This window comes from Flavihumibacter sp. UBA7668 (assembly GCF_002483205.1).
Classification (GTDB): Bacteria; Bacteroidota; Bacteroidia; order Chitinophagales; family Chitinophagaceae; genus Flavihumibacter.
This window is the reverse complement of sequence record NZ_DLHM01000007.1, coordinates 400,463-419,599: the sequence shown is the minus strand read 5'-3', so window position 1 is coordinate 419,599 and position 19,137 is coordinate 400,463. Positions and strand designations below refer to the sequence as shown.

22 protein-coding genes are annotated in these 19,137 nt (G+C 42.8%); 10 read left to right on the top strand and 12 right to left on the bottom strand.

Translation table 11 applies throughout. From position 1 onward, the window contains the following. Nucleotides 1-34: 34 nt before the first annotated feature. Entirely contained in the window at nt 35-988 is a 954-nt protein-coding gene (locus tag B2746_RS19325; RefSeq protein ID WP_290797729.1) for a YihY/virulence factor BrkB family protein, read from the bottom strand. A 218-nt stretch (nt 989-1,206) separates the two neighbouring features. Here B2746_RS19325 and B2746_RS19320 point away from each other — a divergent pair, with 218 nt between their 5' ends. Next, nucleotides 1,207-1,359 (top strand): lmo0937 family membrane protein, encoded by a 153-nt coding sequence (locus tag B2746_RS19320; RefSeq protein WP_290797725.1) that lies wholly within the window; start codon nt 1,207-1,209, stop codon nt 1,357-1,359. A 256-nt stretch (nt 1,360-1,615) separates the two neighbouring features. Here B2746_RS19320 and B2746_RS19315 read toward each other — a convergent pair whose 3' ends face one another. Beyond that, complete coding sequence (locus tag B2746_RS19315) at nt 1,616-1,957, bottom strand: hypothetical protein (protein ID WP_290797722.1); 342 nt, start codon at nt 1,955-1,957, stop codon at nt 1,616-1,618. Between the two features lie 239 nt (nt 1,958-2,196). On the opposite strand from B2746_RS19315, the gene B2746_RS19310 reads away from it, so the two are divergent. Together B2746_RS19310 and B2746_RS19305 are read left to right on the top strand one after the other, a co-directional pair. Next, nucleotides 2,197-2,688: a hypothetical protein gene (locus B2746_RS19310; protein WP_290797718.1), complete on the top strand. Its 492-nt coding sequence runs from the start codon at nt 2,197-2,199 to the stop codon at nt 2,686-2,688. A 12-nt stretch (nt 2,689-2,700) separates the two neighbouring features. Next, nucleotides 2,701-3,264, top strand: a complete 564-nt coding sequence (locus B2746_RS19305; protein ID WP_290797713.1) for a hypothetical protein — start codon at nt 2,701-2,703, stop codon at nt 3,262-3,264. On the opposite strand, the gene B2746_RS19300 is transcribed toward B2746_RS19305, so the two are convergent. Together B2746_RS19300 and B2746_RS19295 are read right to left on the bottom strand one after the other, a co-directional pair. Then, nucleotides 3,261-3,992: a hypothetical protein gene (locus B2746_RS19300; RefSeq protein ID WP_290797711.1), complete on the bottom strand. Its 732-nt coding sequence runs from the start codon at nt 3,990-3,992 to the stop codon at nt 3,261-3,263. The genes B2746_RS19305 and B2746_RS19300 overlap by 4 nt on opposite strands. Nucleotides 3,993-3,999: 7 nt before the next feature. Continuing rightward, nucleotides 4,000-4,209, bottom strand: coding sequence for a hypothetical protein (locus tag B2746_RS19295; protein WP_290797708.1), 210 nt, complete (start codon nt 4,207-4,209; stop codon nt 4,000-4,002). Between the two features lie 121 nt (nt 4,210-4,330). On the opposite strand from B2746_RS19295, the gene B2746_RS19290 reads away from it, so the two are divergent. Next, entirely contained in the window at nt 4,331-4,663 is a 333-nt protein-coding gene (locus tag B2746_RS19290; protein WP_290797705.1) for a hypothetical protein, read from the top strand. 34 nt (nt 4,664-4,697) lie between these two features. Here B2746_RS19290 and B2746_RS19285 read toward each other — a convergent pair whose 3' ends face one another. Then, the gene (locus B2746_RS19285; protein ID WP_290797702.1) at nt 4,698-5,033 is read right to left on the bottom strand and encodes a DUF3127 domain-containing protein; all 336 of its coding nucleotides are present in this window, start codon (nt 5,031-5,033) and stop codon (nt 4,698-4,700) included. 55 nt (nt 5,034-5,088) lie between these two features. Between B2746_RS19285 and B2746_RS19280 the strand changes: the two genes are divergently transcribed. Beyond that, on the top strand, nt 5,089-6,936 hold the full coding sequence (locus B2746_RS19280; protein WP_290797698.1) for an amidophosphoribosyltransferase: 1,848 nt from the start codon (nt 5,089-5,091) through the stop codon (nt 6,934-6,936). A gap of 194 nt (nt 6,937-7,130) precedes the next feature. Further along, nucleotides 7,131-7,622 (top strand): SixA phosphatase family protein, encoded by a 492-nt coding sequence (locus B2746_RS19275; RefSeq protein ID WP_290797695.1) that lies wholly within the window; start codon nt 7,131-7,133, stop codon nt 7,620-7,622. A 6-nt stretch (nt 7,623-7,628) separates the two neighbouring features. Here the strand turns inward: B2746_RS19275 and B2746_RS19270 are convergent, their stop codons facing one another. Continuing rightward, entirely contained in the window at nt 7,629-8,699 is a 1,071-nt protein-coding gene (locus B2746_RS19270) for a glycosyltransferase (RefSeq protein WP_290797692.1), read from the bottom strand. A 114-nt stretch (nt 8,700-8,813) separates the two neighbouring features. Here B2746_RS19270 and B2746_RS19265 point away from each other — a divergent pair, with 114 nt between their 5' ends. Continuing rightward, nucleotides 8,814-8,945 carry a hypothetical protein gene (locus tag B2746_RS19265; protein WP_290709501.1) on the top strand — a complete coding sequence of 44 codons (132 nt, stop codon included), beginning with the start codon at nt 8,814-8,816 and terminating at the stop codon, nt 8,943-8,945. A 10-nt stretch (nt 8,946-8,955) separates the two neighbouring features. Further along, nucleotides 8,956-9,201, top strand: coding sequence for a hypothetical protein (locus tag B2746_RS19260; RefSeq protein ID WP_290797689.1), 246 nt, complete (start codon nt 8,956-8,958; stop codon nt 9,199-9,201). Between the two features lie 106 nt (nt 9,202-9,307). Here the strand turns inward: B2746_RS19260 and B2746_RS19255 are convergent, their stop codons facing one another. After that, nucleotides 9,308-10,564: a pyridoxal phosphate-dependent aminotransferase gene (locus B2746_RS19255; RefSeq protein WP_290797686.1), complete on the bottom strand. Its 1,257-nt coding sequence runs from the start codon at nt 10,562-10,564 to the stop codon at nt 9,308-9,310. A gap of 79 nt (nt 10,565-10,643) precedes the next feature. Here B2746_RS19255 and B2746_RS19250 point away from each other — a divergent pair, with 79 nt between their 5' ends. Both B2746_RS19250 and trxA read left to right on the top strand, forming a co-directional pair. Continuing rightward, the gene (locus tag B2746_RS19250) at nt 10,644-13,565 is read left to right on the top strand and encodes a DEAD/DEAH box helicase (protein ID WP_290797683.1); all 2,922 of its coding nucleotides are present in this window, start codon (nt 10,644-10,646) and stop codon (nt 13,563-13,565) included. A gap of 92 nt (nt 13,566-13,657) precedes the next feature. Further along, nucleotides 13,658-14,011, top strand: a complete 354-nt coding sequence (trxA, locus tag B2746_RS19245) for a thioredoxin (protein WP_290797680.1) — start codon at nt 13,658-13,660, stop codon at nt 14,009-14,011. Nucleotides 14,012-14,098: 87 nt separating this feature from the next. Here trxA and B2746_RS19240 read toward each other — a convergent pair whose 3' ends face one another. The 5 genes from B2746_RS19240 to B2746_RS19220 all read right to left on the bottom strand — a co-directional run bounded on the left by B2746_RS19240 (nt 14,099) and on the right by B2746_RS19220 (nt 19,126). After that, complete coding sequence (locus B2746_RS19240; RefSeq protein ID WP_290797677.1) at nt 14,099-14,359, bottom strand: hypothetical protein; 261 nt, start codon at nt 14,357-14,359, stop codon at nt 14,099-14,101. Between the two features lie 91 nt (nt 14,360-14,450). Then, nucleotides 14,451-14,894: an Hsp20/alpha crystallin family protein gene (locus B2746_RS19235; protein ID WP_290797674.1), complete on the bottom strand. Its 444-nt coding sequence runs from the start codon at nt 14,892-14,894 to the stop codon at nt 14,451-14,453. Between the two features lie 185 nt (nt 14,895-15,079). Further along, nucleotides 15,080-16,126, bottom strand: coding sequence for a family 16 glycosylhydrolase (locus B2746_RS19230; protein WP_290797672.1), 1,047 nt, complete (start codon nt 16,124-16,126; stop codon nt 15,080-15,082). Between the two features lie 4 nt (nt 16,127-16,130). Further along, complete coding sequence (locus B2746_RS19225) at nt 16,131-17,039, bottom strand: PKD domain-containing protein (RefSeq protein ID WP_290797670.1); 909 nt, start codon at nt 17,037-17,039, stop codon at nt 16,131-16,133. Between the two features lie 5 nt (nt 17,040-17,044). Beyond that, complete coding sequence (locus B2746_RS19220; protein ID WP_290797668.1) at nt 17,045-19,126, bottom strand: hypothetical protein; 2,082 nt, start codon at nt 19,124-19,126, stop codon at nt 17,045-17,047. Nucleotides 19,127-19,137: the final 11 nt, after the last annotated feature.

Sequence of the window (19,137 nt, the reverse complement as noted above, 5' to 3'; positions counted from 1 at the left end):
TTATTCTTTAAGTTGATTTTAATATGAAAAAATCCTAGGTTTCAGCAATCGGTTCTATTTCTTTTGCTTCTCTTTTAATTATGAAAACGGCAGTATCATTGGGCTGGATTCCCGATCCATATTTAAGTGCATACGCCTTTGTGAAAGCGGCCCCGAAATACAGGATAGCTGAAGAGTAATAGACCCAGGCCAGAATAATCATTATGGAAGCGGCTGTACCATAGGTCATGCCGTAATCAGAGCGACCGATATAATAGCCAATAAGAAACTTGCCCAAAAGAAACAGCAGAGCGGTAAAAGAAGCGCCTTTTATTGCATCTCTCCAGGCAATGGTGCCATCTGGTAAAACCCGGAAAATAATGGCAAATAAACCTGTTATGACGATAAAGATGACGAAAATGTTGAGTATGTAAAAAACAAAATAGGCAATCCCGGGAAATATGGACGCTAGCTGATCATTTAAAAGATCAAGGGTAGCGTTTACGATCAATGCTACCAATAATATAAAACTTACACCAACAACAAGCGAAAAAGAAAGGAGCCGGTTTTTTAGCAGTTTTAACCAGCCTTTTTCTGGTTTTGCTCTTATGGACCAGATAAAGTTTATGGAGCTTTGAATTTCAGTAAACACACCGGTAGCCCCAATCAGGAGCACGATAAAACCAATTATGGCACCTGAAACAGATCTGTCTGCTTTTTGAATATTTGCCAGTATACTTTGTAACTGATAGGCTGCTGAGTTGCCGACCATTCCTTTTATCTGGCCAAAAAGTTTGCCTTGCAATGCTGCTTCACCATAGAAAATTCCCGCAATGGAAATGATAAGAAGAAGAACTGGTCCTAGCGCAAATACAGTATAATAAGATAGGGATGCACTTAACTTGATGGCATCATCCTGAATAAAGGCGGCCCCCGCATTTTTAACCAATCCAAAAAATCGAATGGACTGGTTCTTTATTTTGCCTGCAAGTATGCTTATCTTCTTCATAGCCTAATAGTTTCTCAGAATGGGATATCGACAGTTTTCTGACAGAATTGTGGAAAAGAAATTATGCCGGGGTAAAAACTGGTATAAAATATATTTCTGGTTCCCTTTTTGGGGAAAGTGTTCCACGACATCCGGATTTCTACCGCTTAATTTCAGGAGGCACGTTTTTTCGATAGGTAGGGAAACAACAACATTTATCAAGACAAAAAATTAATGTTATGAGAAGCTTATTATATCTATTAGCAGTGATACTTATTATTGGTTGGTTGCTTGGATTCTTTGTATACAGCGCAACCGGGCTGATTCATATCCTACTTGTATTGGCAGTTGTTTCAATTCTGCTGAGTTTTATCAAGAGGGGAGAGGTGTGAGGAGGTGAAAAGTGAAAAGTGAAAGGTGAAAGGAGATTCAACAGCGAAATAGGATGAAGATATTCCGAAGAATTTAGACCGATAGCCATAAAAGGGCAAAGTAGAATTGTACATATGTAACAGGTTTCAGTGTAATCAATCCATTCTGGAAGATTTCGCTGAAGCCTGTTTGGTTATTTGTGCGATGTATAATAATCACAAAAAGGGAGACCATCAGCCTCCCTTTTTTAACGTTCACTTGTTCAGATCTCAAGCCTCACTTCTCACTTCCTTTCTTCTTCTTTATTTCCTCTACCTGCTTGATGAACTCATCCACTTCAGGATTTGAATAGGCACCGTAAGCATCAACCAGCATACCTTTTCGGCCATCACTGGTTTCAATTACATATAAAATCGAACTATCTTCAGGATCACTTTCTCCTTCGAAACGGTAGAAGTCAACAATTTGAATCTGGTCGGAAGTATAGGAATGCCCACTGTCCATATGTTGAAGGTGCTGATCAACCACACCAAAATTGGCTGTGTATCCGTCTTTTGTCATTTTTTCCATGCAATGACTCAAACTTTTCATAATTGCTGCATCTGAATTGGGTTTCATACGCTAGGTTTTTTAGGTTTACTATTTGTTCTTTAAAGTTCGTTATTTCAATCAGTTCAATTTCTATTCCAACTGCTGGAGTGATATTATCTTCCTAAGTAGTTGTAGAATACGGGGAATAGCTTCGAAATCACTGTGAAGTTCGACGTTTTTGGGGTGGAAATTCCACATCTTGTACTCCTTACAGATAACTTGCACAGTGGTATTATTTTTTCATTTTACCAATAAAATCAATGGATATGAACAATAATACCCCACTCACCGAACTGATCAATAGTTTCCAACATGGTTTGTTCATGAATTTTAGTGATCAGGAATTCCGTCTTCAAAATGGAGTAGCCCGACTGATTCATGCAGATGAAATGGGAAATTGTTGGTTATTGTTTCATTCCAACTTACAAGACGCCACTGTATATGAAAAAGAATTTCCTGCAAGAATTCGTTTTTATGAAAAGGGGAAAGACTATTATGTTGAGGCAAACGGGAAGGGTGTTATTCAAACTACCCCTGAAGAGTGGTCTTCCTGCCCGGCTATATCCTATGGTATGGCAAAAGCACTTCGATATCATGGGTTAATTGTTTGTCTGAAAATGAATCAGGTAACCGTTACCCCACTGAGAAAATCTGCGGTTACCAGTAAATTGTTTGGTTGGCTTGAAAGTGTGACAGACTGGTTTATGGGAGAACCAAATCGTAAACCAGCAATAGGCGCACATGTTTTTTCATCTTAAAAATTATGAATTATGAAATCCTCCCTTATTATACATCTTGAAGAATATATGGGTGCTAAAATGCCGGAAATTGATTCGGTAACCCAGGAAACAAAAAATGCATCCGATGGAATGGCAGGAAGACTTGCCCAGGGGGCAATGGCAGCCGGATTGGTAATCCTTTATAAATATTCCAGAAGCAGCGATGGTGCTGAATACCTCCTAAATACAAAACCCGCTGAGTTGGAAATGAGCCGGTTATTGAACAATAAACAGGATGAGTTGATAACTCAATTATCTAAATTTGCTGGGTCTACTTCATTACAAGCCGGTACAATGATTTTGGCGGTTACAAGAGAGGCAATGGAATTTACTCAACAGGAAATAAAGAATAACAAAACGGCCAATGCGCTTCAGTCTTATTTCGGAAATCAACGGCAATCCATACTTGGGCACCTTCCTCCAGAATTAGGTTTGGGTGATATCATGAAGGACGATACACTGGATGATCGTACAAATAAAATGGAGGGTCCCATTTCTTCTCTTGCTCACGCAATTGAAGATGTATTCTCTTCCTCAGGAGCCAGAAAGAGTTAATCTTCTTTTGACCAGATCTCATAGATGGGATCACCTTTGGAACTCTTGCCTTTATGGTGCCAGTTTGAGCCTTCCACCTTGCCTTCAAAGCTGAGTGACATGCCCACCCGACTGCCATCACGAGAGAAGAAGTCAATTTGTTCTGTATAACGTCCATCCTTAAACGTAAATGTTCCGCCTCCTGTTCCAAAGAATTCACCGGTTGCTGTATTGATGGCTGCCCACTGGAATCGCTGTCCGGTTATGATCTTTATTGTTTTACGGGCAGATTTCTGAATGGGATTCATAGTACCCTGTTGTTCTCTTCCGGTGATTCTCCAGGTTGCGTTTAATTCACCACCACCCGAATCAATGCGTTTCCATATAGTACCTTCTTCGGGCCAGTTTATATTCAGTTGCTTTGCGTCTGGCTTTGCAGTCAGCGTATATTGTTTGCCCATCACATTAGGATCGGAAGAATTAAATTCAAGCGTAGTAATTAATTTATTACCATCTATGGTATAAGTGCCTCCTTCGGTATGGTAAAATTTCTTTCCCGATAAATCATAGACGGTATAAGAATAATGACGGTTCGTGAACAAGAGTACATGTTGTTTTTGGTCTTTTTCAGTTATCCAGGAACCGGTTAATCCTGTATTTGTTATAATGTTATTGCCTGTTGGATTTCGTATGGTAAATGAACTGAGCATACAAACAGAAAGCAAACAGGATAGTATCAATGATTTCATATGCTGATTATTTTTTCTTCCCGCTAACAACCAGAAATGCACCAACTGCAGTAACGATGGCACCTGCATACATGGGCCAGGATACATTTTTCTTTTCTTTTTTATTGATTTCCACCGGACCCAGATCCACTACATTTTTTTCCTGTGTAAAACTGAATCCTCTGAACAGAAACATAGCAATGCCGATAACAATAAGAATAATGCCGAAAACTCTCATGATGTTGAATTAAAAGGTTTGTAATCCTGCTCTATAAGATACAGAATTTAATGTAAAGAAATTCGCTTATTTAGTGGGCAAAAAACTGGACAAAGTAAAAGTATGGTAGTAACTTTAAGTAATGACCATCGAGATACATACACCAAAGAAGGGACTGGAAGAAACGGTACTGCGTCTGGTGAAGCTCTCCGTTATCCGGTTCACACAATTGTACAAGGGCATTTCAAGAATTGAATGCACTATTCGGGAAGATTCGAAAATCAGTCCTGTAGACAATAAAGTTTGTGAACTCAGGGTAACGATGCATGGCGAAAACCTATTCACGCATTCGCGCTCAAGCGAATATGCGGATTCTGTAAGGGAAGCATTGAATCACTGTGGAGAACAGGTTGCCCTGCTGGCATCTAAGGAAAAAGAGTTGCCGGATAAAATCACGACAACCGTAAAAGTATAAGAGAAAAAGCGGCAGGTGCCGCTTTTCGGATTTGTTAAAATGGCAAATCGTCTTCCGGCATTGGGTCAATTGGTCCAGTGAATGGAGGAGGTTCCACGCCTGCTTGTCCCGCAGCCACCACTTTCCAGGCTTTAACATCGGTATACCAGCGTCCGTTGTATTCGCGGCTTTCCACATCAAAAGATACCTGAATTGGGTCGCCAATCCGAAACTGACTCATATCGATTTTATCGCCCCATACGGCAATACAGATCTTTTTTGGATAGGTATCGCCTGTTTCGAGAATAAATTCCTGCTTTTTCCAGGTGCCATTTTTACCCTGACCGGTCTGAATTCCGAGCAGTTGTATAATTTTACCATTTACTTCCATTTCTGTTTTTGCACAAAGAAAGGCAATTTCCTAACTTTGCGCCTCAATTCTTCCCATGAGCGACGCAATTAAGCACGAATGTGGCCTGGCTTTCATTCGTTTACGCAAGCCCTTTTCCTACTACCAGCAGCAATATGGCACAGTTATGTACGGGCTGAATAAGCTCTATCTGTTGATGGAAAAACAACATAACCGTGGTCAGGATGGTGCGGGGATCGCAGCGGTGAAATTGCATGTAGAACCGGGTTATCCGTTTTTGAATCGAAATCGCAGCATTGAACAAAGAGCAATAGCTGATTTGTTTTCACAGGTTGGAGAAGAAATAGCAGATCTTGAAAAATATCAGCCTGATATTCGAAAACATCCCGGATTATTAAAAGGCCATGTGCGTTTTTTGGGAGAATTATTATTGGGACACTTACGTTACGGAACCCAGGGCAAAAACAATGCAGAATTCTGTCATCCTTTTATTAAACGGGATACTATTCAAAGCCGTAACCTTGCACTGGCGGGTAATTTCAACCTGGTAAATACGGAAGAATTGTTCGGATTGGTGAATATAGATCCGGGTGTTTTTCAGCGGCAGAGCGATCTGGCTGCGATGATGGAAGTGGTGCATCATTTTTTGGTGCAGGAAGATCAGAATAATCCGGGTAGACCCGATATAGCCAATGTACTGCGCCAATCGGCTAAATGGTTTGATGGCGGTTATCATTTCGGTGGATTGGTTGGAAGTGGTGAAAGTTTTGTGATGCGTGATGCACATGGAATCCGACCTTCTTATTATTATATTTCTGATGATGTAATTGTTGCAGCATCAGAGCGTGCAGCGATTCGTACCACATTTAATGTGGGAGAAAATGAAGTAAAGGAACTGATGCCTGGACAGGCACTGATTGTTGACGTGGATGGCAATTTTAAAATTGAGCAGATTCTGGAAGCCAAAGAGCGGAAGGCCTGTAGTTTTGAACGGATCTATTTTTCCCGTGGGAATGATGAGAAAATCTACCGGGAGCGCAGCCAGTTAGGATATAACCTGCGCGATGCCGTTTTGAAATCCATCGATTATGATTTGAAGAACACTATTTTTTCATTTATTCCCAATACCGCAGAAGTGGCTTTTTATGGAATGGTGAAGGGGATGGAAGATTATATGAACCAGATCAAGATTCAGCGGATTCTTTCCTGGGGGAATGATTTCGATGAAGAGAAGCTTACGGAGATGATCAACCGAAAAATCCGGATGGAAAAAATTGCTATCAAGGATGTCAAAATGCGGACATTTATCACTGAAGATGCCAACCGGAATGAAATGGTGCAACACGTGTATGATATTACGTATGGCACGGTTCGTCCGCATGTAGACAGTCTGGTGGTGATTGATGATTCAATTGTTCGTGGTACAACTCTGAAAGAGAGTATTGTACGTATGTTGGGAAGATTGCAACCGAAGAAAATCATCATTGTTTCTTCTGCTCCGCAGATTCGTTACCCGGATTGTTATGGGATTGATATGAGTAAGCTGGGCGATTTCATTGCATTCCGTGCGGCCATTGCATTGATGAAGGATCGGGGGATGGAAGACCGGCTGGTGACACTGCATGAAGAATGTAAGGAATTAGCCCGTTTGGGTCAGCTGGATAGCCGCAACCTGGTGAAAGAAATCTACCAGCCTTTTACGGCGGAAGAAATTTCTGCAAAAATTGCAGAACTGATAACACCTCCTGAAATTGATTTTCCGGTTGAATTGATTTTCCAGACAATTGAGGATTTGCACCTCGCTTGTCCTACTAATACGGGCGACTGGTATTTTACAGGTAATTATCCAACCAAGGGAGGTAATCGCGTAGTGAATAAGGCGTTCCTTAATTATATGGAAGGTAAGAATGAACGGGGATATTGATTTTGGTCAACTGTTCGCCCCATTTGGATAATAATCGCCCCCATGGCCTGTTTTGGCAACATATTTGATGCTTAAACGCCGACCGACCGTTTTTAATACACAACCTATGATGGACCATTAAACAGGCCTGTTTATTTTCCTTCCGTACCCATGTAAAACGGTTATGAATCACGAAACCCGGTTACCTTTAGGGGATGAAAACCATTTATGTGGTGAGGCATGCCAAGAGTAGCTGGGGTGACTTAACCTTGCCTGATTTTGATCGGCCGCTCAATGAGCGGGGACAAAAAAATGCGCCGGAAATGGCCCGGCGATTACTCGACAAGCAAATTAAACTGGATGCTTTTGTGACGAGTACAGCCAAACGTGCCCTTCAGACTGCCAGTCATTTTATCAAAATTTACGAACGTCCTTTAGAGGAACTTCAGTTGCGAGATGAATTATACCATGCACCTGCATCAGTTTATAGGGATGTATTGAGTGCTCTTCCGGATACGGTTCAATCTGTTGCGATCTTCGGCCATAATCCGGGCATTACTGAATTTGTAAATTCGCTGACTTCCACCCGTATTGATGATATGCCGACCTGCGGAATCTTTGCATTTACTGCAGACACAGAACGCTGGTCAGGTTTTGCGTTATCTCGCAAATCCTTTCTATTCTTCGACGCCCCTAAGTTTGGTTGACAATTTTCACCGGTCGGGTACCTGCTGGTGCCCGTTGGGTGAAAGGATTTCTTCTAACGAGAGCTGGTTTTGGTTTACAGTCCGGATCAGTCCCTTTTTTGACAGGTAATTCGCCAGGTATTCCTGTTCCGTTTGTCCGGGTGTGGGAATCATCCAAAGGTTTTTATGATTTGGTATTAAATCCATCACACTGCTATAACCGCTTCGGGTGAGGATGATGGATGCATTTGCTATTGCCTGCGAAAGATCAGGTGAAGACAGATGATTGATAACCCAGGAATTTGGAAGCAGTAATTCAGGTTGGATGTGTGAATGGTCCTGATTGCCGGAAACCTGTTCCGGCAATCCGCGTACGAGTACAAGTGATTTGCCCGGTTCCTTACTCCATTGCTCTAATATTTTGGTCTCCAGCATACTACGCTGTGGTTCTGGTCCGGATAAAATGACCAATAGTTGAATGTTCCGGCCATTTTCCAATTGCGAATTGATCAGGTGAGGAAGAGAGCGTCCTGGCTCGGCGGCATGAATTCGCGTAAGCGGACCGATATAATGAACCGGAATTGCAGGCAATTGTGCCGGATGGGAAAGTTCACCGGCGAGGGAGCGGTCGATCTTTTCAAAATCGGGGACCCAGCAGGCGGTAAATTGCTCTATATACCGGTATACTTGTTTTCTGACCAGGGCATCAACAGCTTTTCCGAAGGGTGTTTTGACGGCAAGCTGGTGCGTTATGAGATAAGATGGGATAGATGGATGCCGGAAGCCGTACCGGTTATCGCTGATGATTGCATCAGGAGGGTTATTCAATGCATAATCACGCAGCCACTGGTTTTCAGCTTTAATCTGCTGAGCCAGATGGGGTAGGGAAAAGGCTAATCGGGCAATAGTGCCGGCGCGGTTTTTGTGGTATCGGATAGTGTAACTTGGTGGATGAACGATTTTTATAGCAGGGAAGGATTCCCGGATTAAATCAGCCTGAGAACCGTTAGCTGCAACAACCAAATCTGCCTTACAATTGTTTATTAGATAGTTTAAAAGAGGTAAACAACGGCTGGCATGACCAAGGCCCCATTCCATCGGAGACAACAGTATTCTGGAGCCTTGTGAAAATTTTGGGAGTAAATTGGAAAAATTGCTCAAGCCCAGATACTTTTTTGTGAAAAAATAAGTTTAAATTAGAAAGTTAAAAGTATGAAGAAGACGCTGATATACGTCGTTCTGGTAATAATGGTTAGTAGTATTGCTGTTTCCTGCAGCAGCAGCAGAAAAGCTGGCGGTAAAGGATGTGGCTGCAATATGAATAAGGGTTATGTAGGCTATTAAATCTGATTAAATGAAAGCGCCAAACAGAGATTTGTTAGTGCTGGTTAAGCATGCTCGCGACAATGAGGAAGCGATGGAACGTGAATTGGTTCAACTGAACAAACTTCTGATGGATGTTGAAACTCAGGAGACCTTTTCGCATGTCTATGAAATTATTGATTGCAACAAGTTTCGAATCAATACTGATTGCAGGCGCATCATGAAGCTCATCCACAATGGGGAACCTCCCTTTGTTTTCCTGAATAATAAAAATTAATCTTAGGTGTCAGACACCAGTTCCAACACTGTTCTAACATGTGTCTGATACATGTCTCAGAATGTTCTAACACCTGTCTGACACTTCTCTAACAACGTTCTAACACCTATCTGACACCTAAAAGCGCGGATTTCAATCCTTCCAGCATTTCTGGGATTTCTTCTTTTTTACAGGTACCCACACTGAGGCGATACCAGGGTGATTGGGCAGCTGCACCAAATGCATAAAACGGAACAACGGCCAGTTTTGCCGCATTCAGCAGGTAGCTGGTAACATCCGCCTGAGATTCCATTAGTTGACCATCTTGCGTTTGCTTTCCAACAAGATCAACTTTTATAGTGAGGTAAATGGCGGCCTGCGGAGCTACTGAATCAACTGAAAATCCGTCCGATTTCAGCAACTGAAACCCGTCATGTATAGCCCGTAGTCGGAATTCCACTTCCGATTTAAACTGCGCAAGAAAACGATCAATCGCTTCTTTTTGCTGGAGAAATTTGGCTACTGCTTTCTGTTCCGCCATGGGAGCCCAGGCGCCAACATGACCGAGAATCGCTTTCATTTTATCGATGATGGCAGCCGGACCGAAGCTCCATCCCACCCGAACGCCGGTAGCTGCAAAAACTTTGGAGATAGCATCAACGAAAACGGTGAAATCACGCATTGCCGGGCGCAGGCTGACCGGATTATAATGTTCGATATCGCCATAGGTAAGGTGCCAATACATCTGATCGTAGAGTACGTATAATTTTTTCTCCCCTTCACCGCGGGAGGCATTTTCAGCCAGCACCAGATCACAGATTTTTTCAAGTTCTTCCTTTGTAAATACGGTTCCAGTCGGGTTTTGTGGCGAACAAAGGGCCAGCAGGCTCGCGCCTTTAAGCAGCGGTTTCAATGAATCAGCACTGGGCATGAAATTGGTTTCAGGTCCGGCTTCCACCACCACATGCTCGCCTCCCACAAAATGGGTATAATGATTATTGTTCCAGGAAGGCACCGCATACACTACTTTTTCGCCGGCATCCACAATAGCCCGGAAAATCGCATAAATTAATGGTCGGCCACCTGCGGCCACCAGGTATTCGGATTTATTGTAATCCAATCCCTCCCGTTCTTTAATAAATGACGCGATGGATTCCCGCAGGTCGAGATTGCCTTCCGCAAGCGGATAATTGGTGAAATGCGCGCGGTAGGCAGCGATAATTTCTTCTTCCAGTTCGGTAGGAATCGGAAATACAGTCGGGTCAAAATCGCCCACGGTAAAATTATAAATTCGTTCTCCCAGGCGGATCTTCTCCCGAATCTCCCCTCCCAGCTTTACAATCTCGGACCCTATCAGCGTTTCAGACAAATAACTCAGTTTCATAATCGACCTTTAGCGGGCCAAAGGTACGGAAAGGGTTTGTCTGCCTGGTTCAATTGTGGAGCTTATATTTGCCGGCTCTATGAGTAAACCGGATCGCAAATCGGCCATTTTTCTAAAGCCTAACCGACTGCGCCAGCGCTGGTCGCCGGTCGAAGCTTTTTATATCACGAAACAAACCCGAGGGGTGGATTTCGCCCGTGAAGCCCTTGATGTGGAAGTGGCTCGGAAAGCATTTCCTCATTGGCCGCAGGCAGCTCAGCTGGCATTGGCCGCATTGGGCGATGAGGCTCTGGCCCAATTGGTGCAACAATTAACCCGAACGCATGCCAAACAAAAAGCGGGTACTTCCCTGACTTCCTATATTGACCGGTCGTTTCTTCGGCAGGTTCACCAGTTATTTACGACGCTGTTAGAGCAACCGGTTGAATTCAGCTGGTATCATCAAACGGTGAATCCGGTTACGGGAAATCACCTGACGACTACCTGTTTGGTGAATCGGTTGCAGCCAAAACTGAGTTTCAAGGTGGAGAAAAAGGAAGCCGGATTGCAATTGGTTACGCTCATCCGGCTGGAAAATGAACAGACCGGATTAGATTGTTTTCAGCGCGATTATTTTTTTCTGTCACAACAGAATAATTATTGGTTATTGAGTTTGTCTGACTATCAAACCCTGCAATGGCTGGCAGCAAATGATCCGGCAGTTTATGCGGATGATCCGGCCGGATTTTCGGAACATGTTTTGAAACGGCTGGAATCGGATTATGAAATCGAGATGGGCTCCCTTTTGAATAAAGAAATGGTGGAAGTTCGGCCAACGCATGCAGTTTATTTAAGTGAAATCAGTGGCAGCTTTCTTATGCTGACTCCCCGATGGAATTATGATGGTTTTTGGGTGGAAGGTTCCTGGAAACATACGGAGGAGTTTACTCGTAATGGAGAGGTTTTTGTGGTAAAACGGGATCGAGGTGAGGAGCAGTTGTTTCATGACCGGCTACAATCCTTGCATCCGAATTTTTCCAGGCAGCTGAATGGTGTATTTAATCTGCCCTTTGCGGAAGCGAAAAGGAAACACTGGTTTTTGAAAGTCTATCATCGGCTGCTGGAGGAGAATGTAGAGTTGCTGGGAATGGAAATGTTGCGCACCTTCCGCTATTCGCAATTTCCTCCGGAAACTGATTGCACTATTCTTAAAACAGAGGGCAGTTCCTTGCATATTTCTTTTGCATTGAGATTTGGTGCCGAAACAATTCCATTACCTGAGCTGCAAAAATTATTATTAGCCGGCGTAAAATCGGTTTTATTGAAAGATCATTCTATTGGGGTATTGACAGAAGAATGGTTGAACCGGTTCAGCGCAATAGTCAAACATGGCAAAATCAAGGGTGCTGAATTAATTGTGCCGCAATGGATTTTGCTTGGCTTACAGAAGGAAGAATCTGTTGATACCCTGGATGAAGTATCCGGTGAATTAGAGGAAGTTCCGGTGGTTGGCGGATCCTACCAATTGCGGCGGGCCATCGCGCAAGCCTGGTGGGAAAAATGGTTGCATTGGCAATCTGCAGAAACAACGCTTGTACCCCTCCCGTCTGCTGTGAAAGCCGTACTTCGGCCCTATCAGCAAAAAGGATTCGAGTGGATTTGTTTATTATCTGAAATTGATGCGGGCGCTTGTCTGGCAGATGATATGGGCCTGGGTAAAACACTTCAAACAATTTGTTTTCTTGCTCATCGTATGGAAGTTGCCGGCTCTGATTTTCGTGTATCCATGATTGTTTGTCCGGCTACTCTTATGCATAACTGGCGATTGGAACTGGAGAAATTTGCACCTTCTCTGGGGTCTTTTATATATCATGGTAGTACGCGTGATATGGAAGCATTTCGTTTATCCGGTGCGCGTGTATTAATTACCAGCTATGGAACCTTGCGGTCTGATATAGAGCGCTTGCAGGTGGTCAATTGGGATGTGGTGGTTTTGGACGAGAGTCATACCATCAAAAATCCGTCTGCCCAGATAACGAAAGCTGTTTATCAGCTGAAAGCTGCTGCACGTGTGGCATTGAGTGGAACACCGGTAATGAACAATACCTTTGATTTATATGCTCAGTTGCATTTTCTGGTACCCGGATTATTTGGTCAGCCGGAATTTTTTCGGAAGGAATATGCGCATCCGATTGATCGGGAGCGAAATGAGGAGAAAATGCAGGCATTAAAACAGTTGACTGCACCGTTTGTGTTACGCAGGACCAAACTACAGGTGGCAACGGATCTTCCACCTAAAACGGAATCCGTTTTGTGGTGTGAAATGTCGGAGGATCAGAAAGCGATGTACGATGAAATTAAAAGTCAGATCCGCGATAGTATTTTCCTGAATATTCAGCAGGAAGGAATGAATAAAAGCAAGCTGTCGATTTTAGCCGGCATGCAGAAGTTGCGCCAGGTATGCGCTGCTCCTGCATTAGTAAAGGATGCAGGCTTAGTTACGGCAGATTCCGTTAAGATTGAAGTATTGATGGAGGAATTACAGAATAATTTGCGTAATAATAAGGTATTGATTTTTTCCCAATTTAAGGGGATGCTTAACCTGATTGGGCAAGCTTGTCAGCAGGCAGGGATGCTTTATTATCATTTTGATGGCGATACACCACCAGCAAAACGATCCGAATTGGTAGAGCAGTTTCAGACTCCAGGAAATGAAGTGAATATATTTCTAATCAGCTTGAAAGCGGGTAATACCGGATTGACATTGACTGCTGCCGATTATGTATTTCTGGTGGATCCCTGGTGGAATACTGCGGTTCAACAACAGGCGGTGGATCGGGCTTACAGAATTGGGCAGACAAAAAATGTATTTGCTTACCAAATGATTTGCAAGGATAGTATAGAGGAAAAAATAATTGAGTTGCAGGATCGGAAGCGGTTGCTTTCAGATGCGTTGATTACCGAGGATGAGGGCTTTATCAAACAGCTTACGGAAGACGACCTTCGGTATTTATTTTCTTAAGTTACTCCGCCGCGGCGGATGGCACCGGTCGGGTGATAAAAGGCACTGTTGTTTTCATGAAAGAATGGGTATTTTGCTGAAAATTTAGTTTGATGGCAACGATAAAATTAACAACAGCGAAGTTTAAGGAGGAAGTATTCAATTATGATAATGCGACGGAATGGTTGTATAAAGGGGAATTACCTGCTATTGTTGATTTTTATGCAGATTGGTGTGGCCCCTGTAAAATGGTAGCGCCAATACTGGAGGATCTTGCCAAAGAGTATGAAGGGAAATTGGTTATTTATAAAATTGATACAGATGCCGAGCAGGAATTGAGTGCTGCATTCGGGATCCAGAGTATCCCTACTTTATTATTTATTCCGGTTGGGAGCCAGCCGATGATGCAACCAGGTGCTTTGCCTAAAGCAACCTTGAAACAAATCATAAATGATCATTTGGTCTGATTTACTCGCGAGGTAAAAGAAAAGCCGGTTGATTGTCAACCGGCTTTTTACACAACCTATCTGAACGACAACGTCGTGGGTACGTTTTTATGCTGCAATTGCCTGAAGCAGGGTTTCTCCGATTACATGTTCAACATTGGCCGGGTGTTGGGCTGCTCCTTTATCCAGTACAACAACTTTATTTATGGATGGTTCCAATCCAAAAATCTGAACCGGGCTACCATCTATACTTACCCGAAATCTGGGAAGATCATTTGCTGCTGTATATGGTTTGGCAACTACTTCAATTGGACGACCATTAACCACAACTTCAAAATTCAATGCTTTTTGTTTTATTTTCTTTGCCATAGTATTTCCATTTTGGTGAGTAATGCTGTTCTCACCCTTACTGTTTCAATAACTATGCCTGCGGGCTCAGAAAAATGTTAAAGTGCACTAACTATTTGACTTCTATGTGCTTACCATTGCCTGATTTTTTTTCTAACATTTTTTTCGGAAGGGTGATGTTCAGAATTCCATTTTCATAGACAGCATTAATTTGTTCTTGCATTACTTCTTCCGGTAAATTGAAACTTCTGCTGAAACTGCTGTAATTATATTCCTTTCTGGAATAGGCCTTGTCTTTTTCTTCTTTTGATTCTTCTTTTTCACAGCTGACTGTTAACATATTGCCTTCAATGTCAATGTTAAAATCTTTTTTCTCCATGCCGGGAATGGCTAATGAGACCATATAGTTTTCTTTATTATCTGTAATGTTTACAGCGGGTACTTTCATGGTTCGGTTCCATATATGACCACTATCAAACCATTCATTCCATGGTTTGAATAAATCTTCAAAAATGGATGGCGAGCTTTCTTTCTGCAACATAGGTTTGTTTGACATAACAACCTCCTTATTTTTAGCGGGTGAATAAATTCAACCTCTAATTTCATCAAGTTTATTTTCTTGATAAATGATGCAGGTCAGTTGTTTCGTTGATAATCGTCAATTAGGTGTCAGACAGGTGTTAGAATACGTATCTGACACCTCTCTAACAGTGTTCTAACACCTGTCTGACACTTAATCTCTCATTCGTATACACGGATATAATCAATTTCCATGGAAGCGCTGGTGAAGGCCGGGTCAACCGGACCAGGAAAATTACCGCCCATCGCAACATTCAGAATAAAGAAAAATTCGTGATTAAAGGGCACGGCCGGGGAATTGTTAAGCGTATGGATCAATTGGTCATCCACAAAGAGCTGGATCTTATCTGCCCGCCATTCCATACTATATTTATGAAATTCAGTTGTGGCATTTTCAATCCGACGGGTTCCTCCATCTGCATTGCCGCCAAATCTTCCCGGATAATGAAAAGTACCATAGATATTATTCAAATCACGGCCCAGGTGTTCCATTATATCAATCTCACCACATGCAGGCCAATTAACCTGGTCAATATTGGCACCCAGCATCCAAATAGCGGGCCAGGTACCCACCCCTTCCGGCATCTTTGCACTTACTTCAACGCGTCCGTATTTCATGGTAAACTTACCTTTACTCAGCAAACGTGCAGAGGTATAGGCGCTTCCATTGTAATTTTCTTTCTGTGCTGTTATTCGCAGCACTCCGTTCGTAACTACCGCATTTTCAGCGCGATTGGTATAGTACTGTAATTCCTGATTACCCCAGCCATTATCACCAGTGCCAATATTATAATCCCACTTGCTGGGATCGGGTGCCCCATTTGAATTGAATTCATCACTCCAAACTAGTCCCGGTTCAGTGGATGCAACATTTACCCGGATTTGTGTGCTCTTAGTCAAATCACCAGCAGCATTGCTGGCTTTCACTGTTACTATATACAAATTGTTGCCTGAGGTTGAATAAGTATGTTCCAATTCACCATCTTCATCCGTTTGTGTTATTCCATTTCCGAATTCAAAAAAATAAGAACTGGCATTCTGTGCACTGGCTTTGAATTTCACCAGCCCGCTGCCATCCGTTGTGATATCTGCAGAAATGGTAAGCTTTGCTGGCAGCCCATTGGCTGGCGTTGATTCGTCATCTTTGGAGCAACTGGTTGCTACCAAAAGATAGGTTGCTAATAATAGTGTATTCATAATGGTTCGCATCGTGTTAAGGTTTTACTTTTAATTTTTGATACCAGGCATTTCCATCCACTCCGATATTACGCAGATGAATGGTGCTTTCTGTAATCGATAAAATTTCATACGTATTTGCACCCGTTGCAAAATTGATTGCACCATTTCCTGGAACAGTAAACTGAATTTGAGTTGATATAGCTTCTCCTGCACCCGATGTGGCATCGCTGAAAGTAAGTGCTTTTACTCCTGACATATCCAATGCATAACAATCTTCCGGACCGCTAAATCCGTAGGATGCAACGGACGCACCCTGAATGAAACTGGCCCCTTTGTTGTCAACTGTCATGCTTACCCGGTTATTTGCATCTCTGCTAAAGGTGATTTCATCATCATAGAAACAACCAACAGATGCTTTTTCATCCGGCGCTGCCTGGTACCAGATGGGTGAAAATTCTGCTACCGGACCAACACCAATATGTCCGGGTGCCATATTATCTGTAACCCAGACTTTATTTCCGGTTCCGGTCAATGCACTCAGGATATCAGCTGGAATTTCGAATATAACATTCACTGCTACTTTTTTACTGATGGTTGAAACCACCCCGGCTGTGCCAATTGCATTTACCGTGATGATATATTCCTGCGTACCGGGCGTTCCGTATTTGTATCGGACTTTGCCTCCAGGCACCATCCTTGTAGTACCATCTCCAAAATCAATTTTGTAGGTAATGGCATTGGAGGCAGTTGCATCAATTTGTACAAAACCTGATCCATTCCCATCCGGATTGGTTGCATCAGCACCTTCAACAGCAATGGCCAGTTCCAATTCTGTTGGTGCTTTTATCTCTCCAAAAGAATAATCTGTTTTCTGACAGGCTGCCAAACCAGCGGATAATGCAATACTGATTATAGCACCATACATATATTTTCGCATAGTCATGATCTTTAGTTTAATGTGATATCATCAAAATACCAGGTGAAATTCGCTGATCCGTCACCAGGAGTACCCAGATCAAAAATCAACACAATCTTCTGATAGCTATTGGCTGTATTGATGGCAGAATAATTGAAACTCAGGGTTTCCCATTCTCCAGATTTAGTGGTTGTTAGTTCCTGCTCAAATGCAATACCTCCATCTGTCTGGTTTTCCACTTTCAATAATACTTTAGCACCTACGCGCGGAGAATAAACTTTCATTGTGAAGGTTTTTTTCACAGAGAAATCAATTGGTGCATCTAATGAAAGGAATGCACCTCCCCAGGGCTGTCCGGCATTTTTTACCATACGTCCAACTTTTGCACTGGAATTACCTGTACCGCTTACCGGATTATCCAGAATGGTTACCTGTCCGCCATCAAAATTTACAAATGCATAATCCAGTGTCGCAGATTCAAAATTTAGTGGCAATCCCAATACATCCGGCGTACCTCCAGATCCAGCCATCTGTACATCATCCCAATAAAAGACTTTGCCGGTTCCACCAGTTCCAAAATCAAAAAAGATGGATGCTTTGTCATAGACAGCGCTTAAATTCAAGGCTGGCGTGCCGTCCGAATGATTGGTGAAATCAAATTCCAGTGTTTCCCATGCATTGGCAACTGTAGTGGTGCTTAGTGTTTCAACAGAAATATTCGCAGCAGTGTGATTTTCTACTTTTAACAGTATCGGAATACCGGCTGCCGGTGAATATACCCGCACACTCATTTTCGTAGCACCTGCTGTAAATGGAATCTTTTGTGCAAAACCGTTTGGCGTACCAATCGTTGTTCCAGCCCAAACTTCGGCTCCATTGGGTTTGGTGGTTTTCTTCACATTATTTCCTGCATTGGCGGGATCAAGGGCGTCCTCGGTAATATTACCGCCGAAATTGGTCATGGTATAATCCACATTCTCCGAATCAAAGGTGACAGGAAGAGATATTTGCGAATCGGTTGGCGGCAAACTATTAACCAAACGAATATCATCAAAAAGGAAGGTGAAATTTGATGATCCATCACCAGGGGTTCCCAGATCAAAGATTAATACTACTTTCTGATACGTATTGCCTGTATTGATGGCGCTGAAATCAAATACGAGATCTTCCCACTCATTTGCTTTTGTAATTGGCTGTTGCAGCTCATAGAAAATTCCACCATCTGATATATTCTCCACTTTCAGCAATACAGTAGCTCCTGCACGCGGAGAGAATACTTTCATCCGGAAAATTTTATTCGCACTAAAATCAATCGGCTGACTAAGACTGATCACAGCTCCTCCCCAGGGTTCAGGCGCATATTTGATCATCTGTCCAACTTTGGAAGAAGGATTGCCCGGATTTACCTGTGGGTTATTAATTACGGATGCTACACCACCACCAAAATTGCCCCAGGCGTAATCAAGTGTGGTACTTTCAAAATCCAATGGCAAAAGCAATGGATTCACGATAGTTATTTCTTTGGTCAGTTCTGTTGTTGCCTGACCCCCACTTAGTGCTACCACCCGAATTGTATAGGTTCCGGTTTGCGCATAAGAATGGCCAACTGAACTTCCTTCGAGGAGTGATACAGGTTCTTCCTCGTCGTCTTCTCCAAAATAAACACGGAATACCGTTTCAAAATCGGCACTGGCGCTAACGTTTACGCGAAAAGGATTGGATGGATCAATGGCTGCCGTAAAATCCAGATTTTCAGGCGCCTTAAAACTCACCGTGAGTGCCTGAGAAGTTTCTGTCGTTAATCCATTTACTCCAATGCCCAATAGTCTCACACTATAATTCCCTTCTGAGTAAGTGTGTTCAACTTTTTGTCCGGGTGTTACTTTCTGTGGTTGCTGTGTTCCATCTCCGAAATGAACCAGGTAATAGGCCATACCTTCTCCATTGGGATAGATGGTCACCTTACCGGTATTATCCTGTGTGATGTCGAACATCGCACTTAGTTTATCTGGTGCCGATACATTTTCGGCAAATTCCGTATCGTCGAAACTTTCTTTCTTACAACCACTCCAAAGCAGTCCTAAGGAAAGTCCAAATATTAGTATTCGTTTCATGATTCAGTTTT